10 protein-coding genes are annotated in these 16,175 nt (G+C 39.6%); 2 read left to right on the top strand and 8 right to left on the bottom strand.

Annotated features, from left to right (window positions below; translation table 11 throughout):
• Positions 1-434 precede the first annotated feature (434 nt).
• The 6 genes from SK629_RS10935 to rpsU form a co-directional block, all read right to left on the bottom strand.
• Positions 435-8,147, bottom strand: a complete 7,713-nt coding sequence (locus SK629_RS10935; RefSeq protein WP_050492347.1) for a YSIRK signal domain/LPXTG anchor domain surface protein — start codon at positions 8,145-8,147, stop codon at positions 435-437.
• Positions 8,148-8,746: 599 nt separating this feature from the next.
• A complete protein-coding gene (locus SK629_RS03805; RefSeq protein WP_042900658.1) occupies positions 8,747-9,142 on the bottom strand; it encodes a YtxH domain-containing protein in 396 nt (131 codons plus the stop codon).
• Positions 9,143-9,157: 15 nt separating this feature from the next.
• Positions 9,158-9,541, bottom strand: coding sequence for a DUF948 domain-containing protein (locus SK629_RS03800; protein ID WP_000895040.1), 384 nt, complete (start codon positions 9,539-9,541; stop codon positions 9,158-9,160).
• The gene (lgt, locus tag SK629_RS03795; protein ID WP_042900657.1) at positions 9,542-10,330 is read right to left on the bottom strand and encodes a prolipoprotein diacylglyceryl transferase; all 789 of its coding nucleotides are present in this window, start codon (positions 10,328-10,330) and stop codon (positions 9,542-9,544) included.
• Entirely contained in the window at positions 10,323-11,258 is a 936-nt protein-coding gene (gene hprK, locus SK629_RS03790; protein ID WP_042900656.1) for an HPr(Ser) kinase/phosphatase, read from the bottom strand. Before hprK ends, lgt begins: the two co-directional genes overlap by 8 nt.
• A gap of 283 nt (positions 11,259-11,541) precedes the next feature.
• A complete protein-coding gene (gene rpsU, locus SK629_RS03785; protein WP_000048054.1) occupies positions 11,542-11,718 on the bottom strand; it encodes a 30S ribosomal protein S21 in 177 nt (58 codons plus the stop codon).
• A gap of 214 nt (positions 11,719-11,932) precedes the next feature.
• On the opposite strand from rpsU, the gene SK629_RS03780 reads away from it, so the two are divergent.
• Positions 11,933-12,517, top strand: a complete 585-nt coding sequence (locus SK629_RS03780) for a rhomboid family intramembrane serine protease (RefSeq protein WP_000821238.1) — start codon at positions 11,933-11,935, stop codon at positions 12,515-12,517.
• A 203-nt stretch (positions 12,518-12,720) separates the two neighbouring features.
• Here SK629_RS03780 and SK629_RS03775 read toward each other — a convergent pair whose 3' ends face one another.
• Positions 12,721-13,428, bottom strand: coding sequence for a glucosamine-6-phosphate deaminase (locus SK629_RS03775; protein ID WP_042900655.1), 708 nt, complete (start codon positions 13,426-13,428; stop codon positions 12,721-12,723).
• A gap of 150 nt (positions 13,429-13,578) precedes the next feature.
• Between SK629_RS03775 and queA the strand changes: the two genes are divergently transcribed.
• Positions 13,579-14,607, top strand: a complete 1,029-nt coding sequence (gene queA, locus SK629_RS03770) for a tRNA preQ1(34) S-adenosylmethionine ribosyltransferase-isomerase QueA (protein WP_042900654.1) — start codon at positions 13,579-13,581, stop codon at positions 14,605-14,607.
• 234 nt (positions 14,608-14,841) lie between these two features.
• Here queA and ltrA read toward each other — a convergent pair whose 3' ends face one another.
• Positions 14,842-16,119: a group II intron reverse transcriptase/maturase gene (gene ltrA / locus SK629_RS03765; protein ID WP_042900653.1), complete on the bottom strand. Its 1,278-nt coding sequence runs from the start codon at positions 16,117-16,119 to the stop codon at positions 14,842-14,844.
• Positions 16,120-16,175: the final 56 nt, after the last annotated feature.

Raw genomic sequence — 16,175 nt, 5'->3', positions numbered from 1 at the left:
AATATTAATATATTATATATTCAAATACAAGCAACTCTCTATCTTTGAAGTAAATCTTTAACCACTTATCATATCAGATAATCCATCGTCATCTTTGATAGTAAAAAACAATCATCTAAAAAATTTAATGGTAACAGATGACTTACACTATGTCTCAATTAATAGCGTACCCAATTGAGAGCTTCTTATACTCTTCGAAAATCAAATTCAAACCACGTCAGCGTCGCCTTACCGTACTCAAGTACAGCCTGCGGCTCGCTTCCTAGTTTGCTCTTTGATTTTCATTGAGTATTAGTACAAAGATTAGTATCTACTTTCCAAAAATACAACAACGGCCTTGTACCTCTTAAAATGAGGAACAAAGCCGTTTCTTGATCTTTTGTATTCATTGCCCACCTAACAATGATCCATTCATATTTGACTAAATGTTTATTTTAGTCTTCTTTTTTCTTTCCAAGAGCAAGTCCGAGACCACCTAACATGCCAAGAAGTCCTAGAGAGGCAAGAGTCGCATTTGATTCTGTTCCTGTATTTGGCAATACATTTTGAGAATCATTTGACTTAGCACCATTGTCAATAGTAGTATGAGTATCTACCTGATCTACATTCGAATTAACTGCCTTTGGAGTTGTTGGTGCAGGTATACCTTGACCAGAACCTCCATTAGTAGCAGATGTAACTGGCGTATCAAGTGTCACTGGCGCAACTGGAATGGTATTTGTATTTGAACCTACTTTTCTGAAAATGTGGGTCATTACTGGTGCATTTTCATCAATCACAGTTCGTACAAATTCATATCCCAAAATTGATCCATGTTCAGCATCCTTTTCATTACCTGTCTTAACGGATGGTTTCAATACATTTCCATCTTCATCAATCCAGAGAACCTCAATCATTAGCTCTGGCAATTCAATTGAATCCGCTAATACACCGTTTTCAAAAATTATTACCTTAGCTGGAGTTGTTACATTAGGAACTTCCACAGCTGATTTATCTGGCTCAGTAATCTTACTTGTACCTGAGAGTTTACCTTCTGGGAGATCACTGTTTGGTACTTTACCTTTACCATCTTCACCTGGGATCTCTACCTTAGTTCCTGATGGGTATGTTAAGTCATCTGGCTTCTTCGGTGTTACTGTAACGTCACCTGTCTTAGGAGATTGTTCTAACTCTATTTTTGTTTCTTTACTTGTTCCATATGTTCGAACTGTTGTTGGAGTTACCTTGCCTGTTTTTAGATCAACTTCATAGCTAGTGGTATCAATCACATCACGACCTTCAGAATCTTTAGATTGTTCAACCTTTGTTTTCGCACCAACTTTAACGATTGTCTTACCTGCTGGGGTGACGACTGGGTTGCCAACGTGTTCTGTGATATGACCGTCGTTTGGATCTACATCGTAAGTGGTTGTAGTAACTGTTTTACCTTTTTTACCCTCAGTACGCTGGTCTGGTGTACCGAAGTCTTTTTCTACATCTTTAACGTATTCCACTTCTGGTTCAATCAGGATTTCTACTACTTTATCCTTAGCTGGAACTTTAACAACGGTATTAGTTGGTTCTTTCGTACGAACTGGCTGACCTTCAGTTACGGTAATCTTACCAGTATTAGGTTCCACAGTGTAAGTGGTTGTGATACTATCTTCACCGTCCTCACCTTTAACAGTAGTGGAGGCTGTATCTTTTTCTTTCGTATTATCTTTTTCATAAACTACTGGAGACGGTACTACTCTCTTCTCAACTGTGGGTTCTTTACTTGTTCCATATGTTCGAACAGTTGTTGGAGTTACCTTACCTGTTTTTGGATCAACTTCATAGCTAGTGGTATCAATCACATCACGACCTTCAGAATCTTTAGATTGTTCAACCTTTGTTTTCGCACCAACTTTAACGATTGTCTTACCTACTGGGGTAACGACTGGGTTACCAACGTGTTCTGTGATATGACCGTCGTTTGGATCTACATCGTAAGTGGTTGTAGTAACTGTTTTACCTTTTTCACCCTCAGTACGCTGGTCTGGTGTACCGAAGTCTTTTTCAACATCTTTAATATATTCTACTTCTGGTTCAATCAGGGTTTCTACTACTTTGTCTTTGGCTGGGACTTTAACAATTGTTTCTGTTGGATTTACTACTACTGCTTCTCCTACTCTTTCTGTAATTGTTCCATCTGCTGGATTTACTTCGTAAGTAGTTGTTGTTGTACGTGAACCTGCTTGGCCTGATTCTTCTACATTGTCTTGGCCTTTGTCGCGTGTATCATCTTTTACGTATTTCTTAGGTGATAGGATTTCTGTTGTTTCTACTTTATCCTTCGCTGCGACTTTGACAATAGTATTAGTTGGTTCTTTCGTACGAACTGGTTGACCTTCACTTGCTGTAATCTTTCCAGTATTAGGATCCACAGTGTAAATGGTTGTGATAGTGTCTTCACCATCTTCACCTTTAACAGTAGTTGGGGCTGTACCTTTTTCTTTCGTATCGTCTTTTTCATAGATAACAGGGGATGGTACAGGTCGTGTCTCAATTGTTGGTTCTTTGATTGTTCCATAAGTTCGAACAGTTGTTGGAGTTACCTTACCTGTTTTTGGATCAACTTCATAGCTAGTAGTATCAATCACATCACGACCTTCAGGATCTTTAGATTGTTCAACCTTAGTTTTCGCACCAACTTTAACGACTGTCTTACCTGCTGGGGTAACGACTGGGTTACCAACGTGTTCTGTGATATGACCGTCGTTTGGATCTACATCGTAAGTGGTTGTAGTAACTGTTTTACCTTTTTCACCCTCAGTACGCTCATCTGGTGTACCGAAGTCTTTTTCAACATCTTTAATATATTCTACTTCTGGTTCAATCAGGGTTTCTACTACTTTACCCTTAGCTGGAACTTTAACAACGGTATTAGTTGGTTCTTTCGTACGAACTGGTTGACCTTCACTTGCTGTAATCTTTCCAGTATTAGGATCCACAGTGTAAATGGTTGTGATAGTGTCTTCACCGTCCTCACCTTTAACAGTAGTGGAGGCTGTATCTTTTTCTTTCGTATTATCTTTTTCATAAACTACTGGAGACGGTACTACTCTCTTCTCAACTGTGGGTTCTTTGATTGTTCCATATGTTCGAACAGTTGTTGGAGTTACCTTACCTGTTTTTGGATCAACTTCATAGGTAGTAGTATCAATCACATCACGACCTTCAGAATCTTTAGATTGTTCAACCTTTGTTTTCGCACCAACTTTAACGATTGTCTTACCTGCTGGGGTGACGACTGGGTTGCCAACGTGTTCTGTGATATGACCGTCGTTTGGATCTACATCGTAAGTGGTTGTAGTAACTGTTTTACCTTTTTCACCCTCAGTACGCTGATCTGGTGTACCGAAGTCTTTTTCTACATCTTTAACGTATTCCACTTCTGGTTCAATCAGGGTTTCTACGACTTTATCCTTAGCACCAACTTTAACGATTTTTGATACCATTTCTGTTCTGATAACAACCGGTATTCCATCAGTTACTGTACCGTTAGTTGAATTAACTAGTGTTGATGTGGCTGTTACTATCTTACCTTCAGATCCATTATTAGTAACCGTGTTAGTTCCTACATTTTTGGTTTTATCTGTTTCATACCGTGTTGTTACTGGAATTATTTTGGTTACAACTTTGGATTTAGCACCATCTTTCTTGAAGATTTCTGTTGTCTCTGTTGGAGTAAGGGAACCCGTGCTTGCATTAACTGAGTAGGCTGTGGTCTTCTTAACAACGTCATCGCCTTCTTTGAGGTATTCAATCTCATCTTTAGCTGGCACTTTGACCACTGTCGGTTTTGATGGGACTACTACTGCCGGTTCCTCATGCGGAACGAGGCTACCGTCTGCAGGGTTAACAGTATAAGTTGTAGTGACTGTTCTTGTACCTGGAGTACCAGCCATTGCTACATTAGCTTCACCTTTGACTCTTGTGGCGTCTTTTTCATAACGAACACTTGGCTGTAATGGCGTAACAACAACTGTAGCTTTCGTGCCATTTGGACTGGTAATTTCTTTCCTTACAGTTGGAGTAAGAACACCTGTACTTGCATTCACTTCGTAGCTGGTTGTCTTCTTAACAACGTCATCGCCTTCTTTGAGGTATTCAATCTCATCTTTAGCTGGGACCTTGACCACTGTAGAAGTTGACGATTTGATAACTGGTTGACCTTCATACGGAATAAGGCTACCATCTGTCGAATTGACTGTGTAGGTTGTGGTTACTGTTCTGGTACCTGGAATACCAGCTACTGTGATTTTTGATTCACCTTTGGCTCTTGTGGCGTCTTTTTCATAACGCACACTTGACTCAAGTGGTGTAACAACAACTGTAGATTTGGCACCATTTGGACTGGTAATTTCTTTCCTTACAGTTGGAGTAAGGGCACCGGTGCTTGCATTCACTTCGTAGCTGGTTGTCTTCTTAATAACATCGTCGCCTTCTTTGAGGTATTCAACCTCATCTTTAGCTGGCACTTTGACCACTGTAGGTTTTGATGGGACTACCACTGCAGGTTCTTCATGCGGAATAGGACTACCATCTGTCGAATTGACTGTGTAGGTTGTGGTTACTGTTCTGGTACCTGGAATACCAGCTACTGTGATTTTTACTTCACCTTTAGCTCTCGCGGCATCTTTCTCATAACGAACACTTGGCTCAAGTGGTGTAACGACAACTGTTGATTTAGCGCCATTTGGACTGGTAATTTCTTTCCTTACAGTTGGAGTAAGGGCACCGGTGCTGGCATTGACCGCGTAAGTTATGGTCTTCTTAACTACATCATCGCCTTCTTTGAGGTATTCAATCTCATCTTTAGCTGGGACCTTGACCACTGTCGGCGTTGCGGGAACTACCACTGCCGGTTCTTCATGCGGAATAAGGCTACCATTTGTCGAATTGACTGTGTAGGTTGTGGTTACTGTGCTTGTTCCTGGAATACCAGCTACTGTGATTTTTGCTTCACCTTTGGCTCTTGTGGCATCTTTCTCATAACGAACACTTGGCTCAAGGGGCGTAACAGCAACTGTAGATTTAGCGCCATTTTGTTTGAAGATTTCTTTTTTCTCTGTTGGAGTAAGGGCACCGGTGCTTGCATTCACTTCGTAAGTGGTTGTCTTCTTAACCACATCATCGCCTTCTTTGAGGTATTCAACCTCATCCTTAGCTGGGACCTTGACAACTGTAGAAGTTGACGATTTGATAACTGGTTGGCCTGCATGCGGAATAAGGCTACCATCTGTCGAATTGACTGTGTAGGTTGTGGTTACTGTGCTTGTTCCTGGAGTACCAGTTTCTGTGATTTTTACTTCACCTTTGGCTCTTGTGGCGTCTTTTTCATAACGCACACTTGACTCAAGTGGTGTAACAACAACTGTTGATTTGGCACCATTTGGACTGGTAATTTCTTTCCTCACAGTTGGAGTAAGAACACCTGTACTTGCATTCACTTCGTAGCTGGTTGTCTTCTTAACAACATTATCGCCTTCTTTGAGGTATGCAACCTCATCCTTAGCTGGCACTTTGACCACTGTAGGTTTTGATGGGACTACCACTGCAGGTTCTTCACGTGGAATGAGGTTGCCATCTGCAGGGTTAACAGTATAGGTTGTGGTTACTGTTCTGGTACCTGGAATACCAGCTACTGTGATTTTTGATTCACCTTTGGCTCTTGTGGCGTCTTTTTCATAACGAACACTTGGCTCAAGTGGCGTAACGGCAACTGTAGATTTGGCGCCATTTGGACTGGTAATTTCTTTCCTTACTGTTGGAGTAAGAACACCTGTACTTGCATTCACTTCGTAGCTGGTTGTCTTCTTAACAACGTCATCGCCTTCTTTGAGATATTCAACCTCATCTTTAGCTGGAACTTTGACCACTGTAGGAGTTGACGGTTTGATAACGGGTTGTCCTTCATGCGGAATGAGGCTACCATCTGTCGGATTAACAGTGTAAGTGGTAGTGACTGTTCTAGTACCTGGAGTACCAGCTGTTGTTACATTAGCTTCACCTTTGGCTCTTGTGGCATCTTTCTCATAACGAACATTTGGCTCAATCCGCATAACGACAACTTTAGATTTAGCACCATTTCGCTTGAAGATTTCTGTTGTCTCTGTTGGAGTAAGGGAACCCGTGCTTGCATTAACTGAGTAGGTTGTGGTCTTCTTAACCACATTATCGCCATCTTTGAGGTATTCAACCTCATCTTTAGCTGGCACTTTGACCACTGTAGGTTTTGATGGGACTACCACTGCAGGTTCTTCATGCGGAATAGGACTACCATCTGTCGAATTGACTGTGTAGGTTGTGGTTACTGTTCTTGTACCTGGAATACCAGCTACTGTGATTTTTACTTCACCTTTAGCTCTCGCGGCATCTTTCTCATAACGAACACTTGGCTCAAGTGGTGTAACGACAACTGTTGATTTAGCGCCATTTCGCTTGAACACTTCATCAAGTGTATTTTTAGTAATCTGTCCTGTATCAGGATCTTTGATACTAACAGTTGTTGACTTAATGACATCATCTCCGCGTTTACTATATACAGAAGTTTCTCCAACTTTTTCTACAGATTTGACTGTTGTCATTTTTTTATCTTGATAACCTGTCCCATCCAAGGAAATTCGTTTCCCAGATATAAACTCTGATCGTCTATTAATCATATCGGCTTCAAAATAAGAACGTGAACTATGACCTCCGCTTGTTCGTCCAACATTTATAACAACATCACTATCATTGCTGACGCCTTTTCTTATCGTCGAATCATTATCAACAATATAATGTGTCATTTTCCCAGATTTAGCTATTTTTTTACTATCTAGACCTTTCTGCCAAAATTCATTACTGGAAAAGAAATTGGTCACAACTTTTGGGGCATTAAAGGTTGTTCCTTTTTTTAATACATTATTATAAAAGTTTCTATAAGCCCGCTGTTCTTTAGAAGACATGACTCTGCTGTCAGAATATGCCAACTGATAGGCTTCAACCATTGCCCGTTGTACTAAATATCCTCCTAAAGAGTGTCCTGTCAAATATAGATTGGTAATGCTCTTATCTTTAGCCAGTTCACGCATGATATTTTCTGCATCGATCCCTTGTTGAGGATTGCTTCCTGTTCCAAGTTTTATATCAGCTCCTATATCTTTGGCATCACTTGTTCCACGAAATGCTAATACTTGTGCAGTTCCATTTGGTAAATATAAGAAATCACTCTTAGTTTCATACAAGACAGCATCTAGTCCACTAGAGGTATGGTAACTTTTCTTCCTTTCCCAATAAGGCCCCAATTCCTTATTCATCATCATATACTCATAACGTGGTCTACTGTCACCATTCTTTTTATATAACTCTGACTCTGTTAAGGGTCTCTTATGATCCAGCACTCTATCGATATAATTATCATCACGGTAGGACAATTCCATGAACATAATCATATCGCGCTCACTGACATTCCATTTTAATTTTTCATCTGGCTTTTCTTTACTGTCAATAATACCATCACCATCAGTATCTTCTAACATAGGATGACTATTGTAGCCTACATACTTTTTCCCACCTTTTTCATAAATATAAAGTTCTTCTTTATCCTTCAAGTAATCATCATCTGTATAAGCTTCTGGACTTAACTTAGGGCCGTTTAGTAACAAACTGTCAAGCTTATTACCTTCTGAACCGATTACTCCTGCTTTGATTTTTTTAGCATCTTCCTCAGTCAATTCATATTTTTTTATCTCGGAAGGATTTGATGCTGCTCTCACCGCTGGAGTGCTTGATCTGTCTTCACCTACCACGGAAGCCCTTGTGGTCAAGCTATTATTGCCCATCTCCCCAGATGTCTCAAGTTCTGTAGTTCTTGTAGATATTATTGGAGTATCTTTTGGGGCTGGACTGGAAATAGAACCTCGATTCTCTGGTGAACTTTGAGACTCTTGTTTTTTCTCCACAGTAGGGATCGAATTCTCCCTTTCAGAATTAGCCCCTATCTCTGTTGCCAAATTATTTTCCGTAGCAGCCAGTACTCCCTGGGATGGTGTAAACAAGGTAATTCCTATTAATACCGAAGCCACTCCAACTGAAAACTTTCGAATCGAAAAACGTTGACGTTTATTAAAAATGTCTTTCATTTTACCAACTTTCTTTCTCACTATTTTTTACAAAATAGAGGGTTCTAATATTTTTCTTTGACAGAATACTGAATCGTTTCTTGACTAAAATTTTAGAGCTTTTCCTCTACTTCATCATAAACGACCACATTGATTTCTAATCATAGAAAAATGGATCGATTAATATTACTAAAATATCAGTAAAATATAAAAAATGTAAATATTTTACTTTCAACACTGCCATTATACCATAAAAAATCATGACACTCATGTGTTTTAAAAAAGGTTTATCAAAAAGTCTTTATACTCAATGAAAATCAAAGAGCAAACTAGGAAACTAGCCGCAGGTTGCTCAAAGCACTGCTTTGAGGTTGTAGATAAGACTGACGAAGTCAGCTCAAAATACTGTTTTGAGGTTGTGGATAGAGCTGACGTAGTCAGTATCATATACCTACGGCAAGGCGACGTTGACGTGGTTTGAAGAGATTTTCGAAGAGTATTAAAATCAAAAAACGCATAATATCAGGTATTGAATGAAAACCTTGATACTATGCGTTTTATCTTATACATTTCACTAAATTTGCGACTACTATTTGAATCTTTATCCAACTCTGTCAAATCTAGATTTTTTCTTCTTTGATATCAATCACAATCTCTTCTGATTGGTCAAGAGTTTCGGCTTTTTCTTGCCATTGCTCCTTGAGATTATTGAATTGATCTTTTGATGCTTCTGTTGCTTGACGGGCACATGATTTGGCTTGAGCAAGGACACTGTCCACAGTGATTTCACCTGACTCAACCTGTTCTTTTGTTTTAAGAACAAAATCTGTAACCTGCTCCTTAACTTCTGTCAGTTTTTCACAGATCTGCTCTTTGGCATACTCAGGATCTTCTCTTAAATCATCCAGAAAATCTTGAGCCTGACTGCAAACTTGTTTGCCCTTGTCGCTTGTTAAAAACAAGGCAAGAGCTGCACCTGAAACGGTTCCTAAAAGGATTGAGGATAGTTTACCCATAAGGATTCTCCTTTTTTATTTTTTGAAAAATTTACTTGCAAGACGAAGAGCTGACAAACTTGCACCAGTCTTGAGTGTTTTTGAACCAGCTGATGAAGCTTTCTTGCTCAAGACACGCGCATGGTCATTGAGGTCTGAAACAGATAGAGATAAATCAGCAACAGCACTAAAGAGTGGATCAATCGTTGCCACCTTGACATTGATATCATCTGCCAAGACATTGACCTTAGCCAGCAATTCATTGGTGTGATGCAAGGTCACATCCACATCTGAAGTCAAGGTTTTAATCGTCTTCTCTGTTTCATCGATCACACGTCCAAGCTTTTGTACAGTAATGATTAGATACACTAAAAATACAATCAAAGCAAGGGCTACAAGAATATATGCAACTTCTAACATTTACTTTTCCTCCTCTGTAACATAGTAAGGGGCCTTCTTTCGATTTTGATATAGAATGATAAAAATACCCAGTCCGATAAGGACAACTGATAGCCATTGAGATACTCGAAGACCAAAGAACATGAGGCTATCTGTTCGCATACCTTCAATAACCATGCGACCGAAACCATACCAAATCAAGTAGAAAGCAGTGATATGACCTCGTCTAAGACTCTTCCATTTTCGTCTGAATATCAAAATCAAGGCAAAGCCAAGTAGATTCCATAGAGACTCATAAAGGAAGGTTGGCTGACGGTAGCTCCCCTCAATATACATCTGGTCACGGATAAAGGCAGGTAGATAATCCAGATTATCCACTGCTGCACCATAGGCTTCTTGGTTAAAGAAATTGCCCCAGCGACCCAAACTTTGGGCAATCATGACACTTGGTGCCGCAATATCTAGAAAATCCCAAGTATTAATAAGTTTACGATCAGCAAAGATATAGAGTACAAGGGCACCAGTTATCAAACCACCGTAAATGGCCAAACCACCATTCCAAATGGCAAAAATCTCTCCCAGATTCTGACTATAATAATCAAAACGGAAAATGACATAGTAGAGACGAGCTCCTAAAATAGCCAGAGGAAAGGCTACTAAGATAAAATCTAAAATATCGTCTGGTATGATCTTCTTTCTAGGAGCTTCTTTCATGGTCAAATAAACCGCAAGAATCAAGCCCGTTACAATACACAAGGCATACCAACGAATAGCTAGAGGACCTAGGTGAATAGCAATTGGATCAAGCATTAGGCACCTCGTTTTGAGCAATAAGATTGGTCAAGCGTTCTTCGAACAAACGCGTCGCATCAAAGCCCATTTCCTTAGCACGATAATTCATGGCAGCTGCCTCAATCACAACAGAGATATTACGACCTGTTTTAACTGGGATGCGGATACGAGGAATGGCTACGTCAGAAATTTCTATTTCCTCTGCATTGTTTCCAAGACGATCAAAAGTCTTATGTGTATCATAGTTTTCCAAATAGACAGCAAGTTGAACCTGTGAAGAATCCTTGACGGCACTCGCACCGTAGAGGCTCATAACATCGATAATCCCAACCCCACGAATTTCAATCAGATGTCTCAAAATTTCAGCAGGCTCTCCCCAAAGAGTTAATTCATCCTTAGAGTAAATATCTACCCGATCATCTGCTACCAAGCGGTGCCCACGTTTGACAAGCTCAAGACCTGTTTCACTCTTACCGATACCACTATCTCCTTGAATCAAGACACCCATCCCATAGATATCCATCAAGACACCGTGAACACTGGTGCGTTCCGCCAAACGAGAATCCAGATAACTAGATAGTTCTCCAGACAAACGACTGGTAGCTGTACGGCTGGTTAAAATGGCAATCCTACATTCTCTAGCAGCCTTTAACATCTCCTCTGGGACCACCAAACCACGAGCAACAATGACTGCTGGTGTCTCAGGTAGAAACATTTTTTTCAAAACTTCATAACGACTGTTAGAAGGCATGCTAATCAGATAAGACCACTCCTTCATTCCCAAAAGTTGAATCCGCTCTGGTGTATAGTAGTCAAAGTAGCCTGTCATTTCAAGACCAGGTCGCGTAATATCCGCTGTATTGATTTCCTTTTCAAGCAATTCTGGTTCGCCATAGACAATGTCTAGTCTAAGCTTTTCAATCACTTCTTTTACTAAAACCGACATCATTTCCTCCTTCAATCGAGTTCTTTTTACTATTATATCAAATTGTAGGAGGATATTTGAGATTTTTGCAGGCTTTGGAGTATTTATTTATAATCAATGAAAATCAAAGAGCAAACTAGGAAACTAGCCGCAGGTTGCTCAAAACACCGTTTTGAGGTTGTAGATAGAACTGACGTAGTCAGTATCCTACACATACGGCAAGGCGACGTTGACGTGGTTTGAAGAGATTTTAGAAGAGTATTAAAAGAAAAAGGACTAGATTTCTCTAGCCTTTCATTTCTAATTAGAATTTTTTACGTTTACGAGCTGCTTCTGATTTACGTTTACGTTTTACAGAAGGTTTTTCATAGAATTCACGTTTGCGTGTTTCTTGAAGAGTACCAGCTTTAGTAACCGCACGTTTGAAACGACGAAGTGCGTCGTCAAGAGATTCATTCTTACGTACTACTGTTTTAGACATTTTTTTCACTCCCTTCAAGTTCAAGATCTATTCTATTTTACACGTAAAAGGAATAATTGTCAAGAAAAAACTGCCATAAACTTATATTATCTTCAATTTTAATCTTGTTAAAATTGATTAACATTTATTGATTAACATTTATAGATGAAAATGATATAATAGTGGCACATATTGATTAGCAAAAATTAGTATTATTTAGAAGTGAATCTATAACATGAAAAGAATCATAAAAATTTGCCCTGTGGTCAGTATTTTAGTTGTAATTTGTTTATTGCTAGGAATTCTTACTACCTTTTTGGGAAGTGTAATGTATGACTTATTTGCATTTCATTCAAAGCCAATTTATTGTTGGCAATACTTTAGTGGTACATTTATGCATGGAAGTAAAGAAGCACCAGTATGGTTTATATGGTTTCATTTAGTTTTAAATACTTTAATGTTACTTCCTTTTGGTGGGCTATTGGAGTATAAAAGGGGATCAAAATATGTATTTTTAGTTTTTATTACTTCTATGATAATATCTTCAATTGCATTCCATATATTAACACAGAATCAAGAAATTCAGGCATCGGGTATCTCTGCTATTGGCTATGCTTTTGTAACGGGTGGGGTGATGAATATGTTTAGTATATGGAAAAATTTCAATTTAGGATTAAAACTATTTTATATCCTTTTAATCGTTCTATCTCTCACCATGCTTCTACCAAATATAACAGGCTGGATTTCAACCTTTCTTCACATGTCAGGAATTGCCAGTTATATCATGGTTTCCAGCATCAACAACTATCGACTGTCTTAATAAAAATCGTATAGTATCATAAAAAATAGTCAATACGATTATATCACAGTTTACAGACATTTAATAATTTTCTATTGGATACCTTTTTATATGAAATATCGACAACTGTTACGGGAATTTACAGAAAAATTTCTTTTAGCAGGATAGTGAACATTTGAAGTAAAAAACCACTCACTCCAAAGAGCAAGTGGTTTTTATACTTTTTATTTTTCTAACAAGCTAAGCGCTTCTGCATCTGCAATAATAGTCACATCAGGGTGGTTTTGTAGGCTACTTGCTGGTAAGTTCTCAGTCACTGGACCAGACACGGTTCCAGCAATGGCTTCTGCTTTTGATTCACCATAAGCAAAGAGAAGGATTGACTTGGCATCCAAGATGTTTTTAATCCCCATTGAAATGGCTTGGGTTGGAACATCTTCAATCTTGTCAAAGAAGCGAGCATTGGCTTCGATAGTAGACTGATCAAGTTCGACTAGATGTGTTTGACTGTCAAATGGAGTACCAGGCTCATTAAAGCCGATATGTCCATTGCGACCGATTCCCAAGATTTGGAGGTCAACTGGATGGTCAGCCAAAATTTGGTTGTAGCGTTCTACTTCAGCTTCAGCATTGTCCTTAACTCCACGAGGCAAGAAACTTTCTTTAAATGGTTTTTGGTTAAACAAGTTTTCTTGCATGAAGTAACGATAAGACTGTGGGTTGTCCCCATCAAGGCCTACATACTCATCAAGGTTTACACTAGTTAGATTTGAAAAATCAAGGTCACTCTCAACAATTTCCTTGTAAAATTCAAGTGGGCTACTTCCTGTCGCAAGTCCCAATGTTTGAGCACCATTATCCAACTTTTCCTTCAAAATCTCAAAAGCAACTTTTCCACCTTGAACTTGGTTTTCAACTTTAATGACTTTCATCTTTTCATCCTCCGCTTTAATCTATATTTATTATATGGTATAGACCAATTTTTGTCAAGTGAAAACGATTTAATTTCTAAAAAAAGAGCGTCCAAACTTGAAACATGTTATAATGGATATGATTAGAACTTAGAAAGAATGAACAGATATATGAATACAGCTGATTTTGACTTCCACTTGCCAGAGGAATTGATTGCCCAAACACCCCTTGAAAAACGAGACGCTTCCAAACTCCTCATTGTCAATCGTGAGACGGGAGAAATGCAGGACAAACACTTCCACTCTATTATTAATATGCTGGAACCTGGTGATGCCCTTGTCATGAACGACACCCGCGTTCTCCCTGCCCGCCTCTATGGTCAAAAGGAAGAAACTGGAGGTCATGTGGAACTTCTCCTGCTCAAAAACACTGCTGGCGATGAGTGGGAAGTTCTGGCTAAACCTGCCAAACGCCTCAAGGTCGGGACTCGTGTTAGCTTTGGTGATGGTCGCCTCAGCGCTATCGTTACAGAAGAATTGACCCACGGAGGCCGTATTGTCCGCTTTGAATACCAAGGAATTTTCTTAGAAGTTTTGGAAAGTCTAGGTGAAATGCCGCTACCGCCTTATATCCATGAAAAACTAGATGACCGCGAACGCTATCAAACCGTTTACGCCAAGGAAAGTGGCTCTGCTGCTGCACCAACTGCTGGACTTCACTTCACCAAAGAACTGCTGGCAGAAATCCAAGCTAAGGGTGTTCATCTAGTCTATCTGACTCTCCATGTCGGACTCGGAACCTTTAGACCTGTTTCAGTGGATAATCTTGACGAACATGAAATGCACTCAGAATTCTATCAACTTTCTGAGGAAGCTGCTGCCACTCTTCGCACTGTTAAAGAAAACGGTGGTCGTGTCATCGCTGTCGGAACCACTTCTATCCGCACCTTGGAGACTATTGGTTCCAAGTTTGATGGGCAAATCCAAGCAGATTCTGGCTGGACCAATATCTTTATCAAACCTGGGTATGAATGGAAGGTCGTAGATGCCTTCTCAACCAACTTCCACCTGCCAAAATCAACTCTGGTCATGTTGGTTTCTGCCTTTGCAGGTCGCGAATTAGTCTTAGATGCCTACCACCATGCCATCCAAGAACACTACCGCTTCTTTAGTTTTGGCGATGCCATGTTTATCTATTAATTTTTACAATCAAAAAAGCGCATATTATCAGGTATTATCCTTTGGTGATCTAAGCTTTTCTAATGATATTAGACAGTCGCAAAAAAGTCTGAAAAGCTCTCAGAATCGTTGTCTCAGCACCAAAAATACGTGAAATTTGCATAATTAAAATAAATTTCAGGGGGAGTTAATCGAGTAGGGGATAATCTCTAGCCCCTCTCACACCACCGTACATGCCGTTCGGCATACGGCGGTTCAACTAACTTTTAACGCATGTCGTTCAAGGTAATAATCCAAACACGAAACCAGTCCACGTTTTTTAAGGACTGGTTTTGATATAGCACGTTTAAGTACCGACTTCTGAGCTACTAATTGATAATGGTCGCCCCAGCCAGATACCTTATCTGCTATCCATTTAGGAACTCCTAACTTAAGCAATCCCCATAATCGTCTAGATTTCTTCTTCCATTGCTTCCAGATAATCACTCGTAGGCGAGTGCGCAAGCGCTCATCTATGCTGGTGACAATACTTTTCATATTTCCCAATGAGAAATAGTTTATCCATCCTCGAATAGACAAATTCAGTTGCTCAATACGTCTTGTTAAGTCTATACTCCACTTCCTCTGTGTTAGTTTCTTCAATTTAAGCTTAAATCTCCGAACACTATCTTGATGGGGGCGACTTTTCCAACCAGCTGATGATTTCCAGAACCCGAAACCTAAATATTTCAACTCTCTTGGTCTAGTAATCTTAGTCTTGGTTATGTTTACTTTCAAACCTAGCCGTTTCTCAATAAAACGACTGACTGAATACATCACACGCTTAGCGGCAGCCTCGCTTCCGACCGTAATCACACAATCATCTGCGTAGCGCACAAATCGAAGTCCCCTCTTTTCTAATTCCTTATCCAATTCATTAAGCATGATATTGGATAAGAGAGGAGATAAATTTCCTCCCTGTGGTGTGCCAACTAGCGTTTTATGACGCTGACCGTTAATGATAACACCTGAATGAAGATACTTACGAATCAAGGATTCCGTATCTCCGTCTTTGATAATGTTATGTACTAAGGACATCAATCTATCTTGAGGAACTGTATCGAAAAATTTCTCTAGGTCTATATCCACTATCCACTCATAGCCATCGTTAAGATACTCTAGTAGCTTGATGATGGCTTTTTCACATGACCGATTTGGTCTGAATCCATAGCTCGTATCTGAGAAATGGGGTTCACAAATGGGGGTAAGGACTTGAATAATGGCCTGTTGAATCATTCTATCCATAACTGTTGGAATTCCTAGTTGACGGATGCCTCCGTTTGGTTTGGGAATCTCAACTCTGAGAACTGGTTGAGGCTTATATTTTCTTTGTTTTATCCGTTCCTTAGTCAGGCGCCAGTTTTGTCTGAGATAATTATCCATCTCTTCGATAGTAATTCCATCAATCCCAGCTGAGCCCTTATTGGATTTTACTTGATTGTAGGCTTCCAGCATATTTTCGCGTGATAATATCTTATCTAGCAATTTTGACATGTGCGTATTCCTTTCTTGTTTTGGTGCCTGAGGGACATCTTATATTGGTGAACCTT

Source organism: Streptococcus mitis (genome assembly GCF_000722695.1).
Lineage (GTDB): Bacteria > Bacillota > Bacilli > Lactobacillales > Streptococcaceae > Streptococcus > Streptococcus mitis_O.
Note: the sequence above shows the minus strand (reverse complement) of the source record. Positions and strands in the feature narration are given on the sequence as shown.

Coding starts and splice junctions, on each gene's coding strand:
- SK629_RS10935 (WP_050492347.1), bottom strand. CDS start 8,147: ATGAAAGACATTTTTAATAAACGTCAACGTTTTTCGATTCGAAAGTTT.
- SK629_RS03805 (WP_042900658.1), bottom strand. CDS start 9,142: ATGGGTAAACTATCCTCAATCCTTTTAGGAACCGTTTCAGGTGCAGCT.
- SK629_RS03800 (WP_000895040.1), bottom strand. CDS start 9,541: ATGTTAGAAGTTGCATATATTCTTGTAGCCCTTGCTTTGATTGTATTT.
- lgt (WP_042900657.1), bottom strand. CDS start 10,330: ATGCTTGATCCAATTGCTATTCACCTAGGTCCTCTAGCTATTCGTTGG.
- hprK (WP_042900656.1), bottom strand. CDS start 11,258: ATGTCGGTTTTAGTAAAAGAAGTGATTGAAAAGCTTAGACTAGACATT.
- rpsU (WP_000048054.1), bottom strand. CDS start 11,718: ATGTCTAAAACAGTAGTACGTAAGAATGAATCTCTTGACGACGCACTT.
- SK629_RS03780 (WP_000821238.1), top strand. CDS start 11,933: ATGAAAAGAATCATAAAAATTTGCCCTGTGGTCAGTATTTTAGTTGTA.
- SK629_RS03775 (WP_042900655.1), bottom strand. CDS start 13,428: ATGAAAGTCATTAAAGTTGAAAACCAAGTTCAAGGTGGAAAAGTTGCT.
- queA (WP_042900654.1), top strand. CDS start 13,579: ATGAATACAGCTGATTTTGACTTCCACTTGCCAGAGGAATTGATTGCC.
- ltrA (WP_042900653.1), bottom strand. CDS start 16,119: ATGTCAAAATTGCTAGATAAGATATTATCACGCGAAAATATGCTGGAA.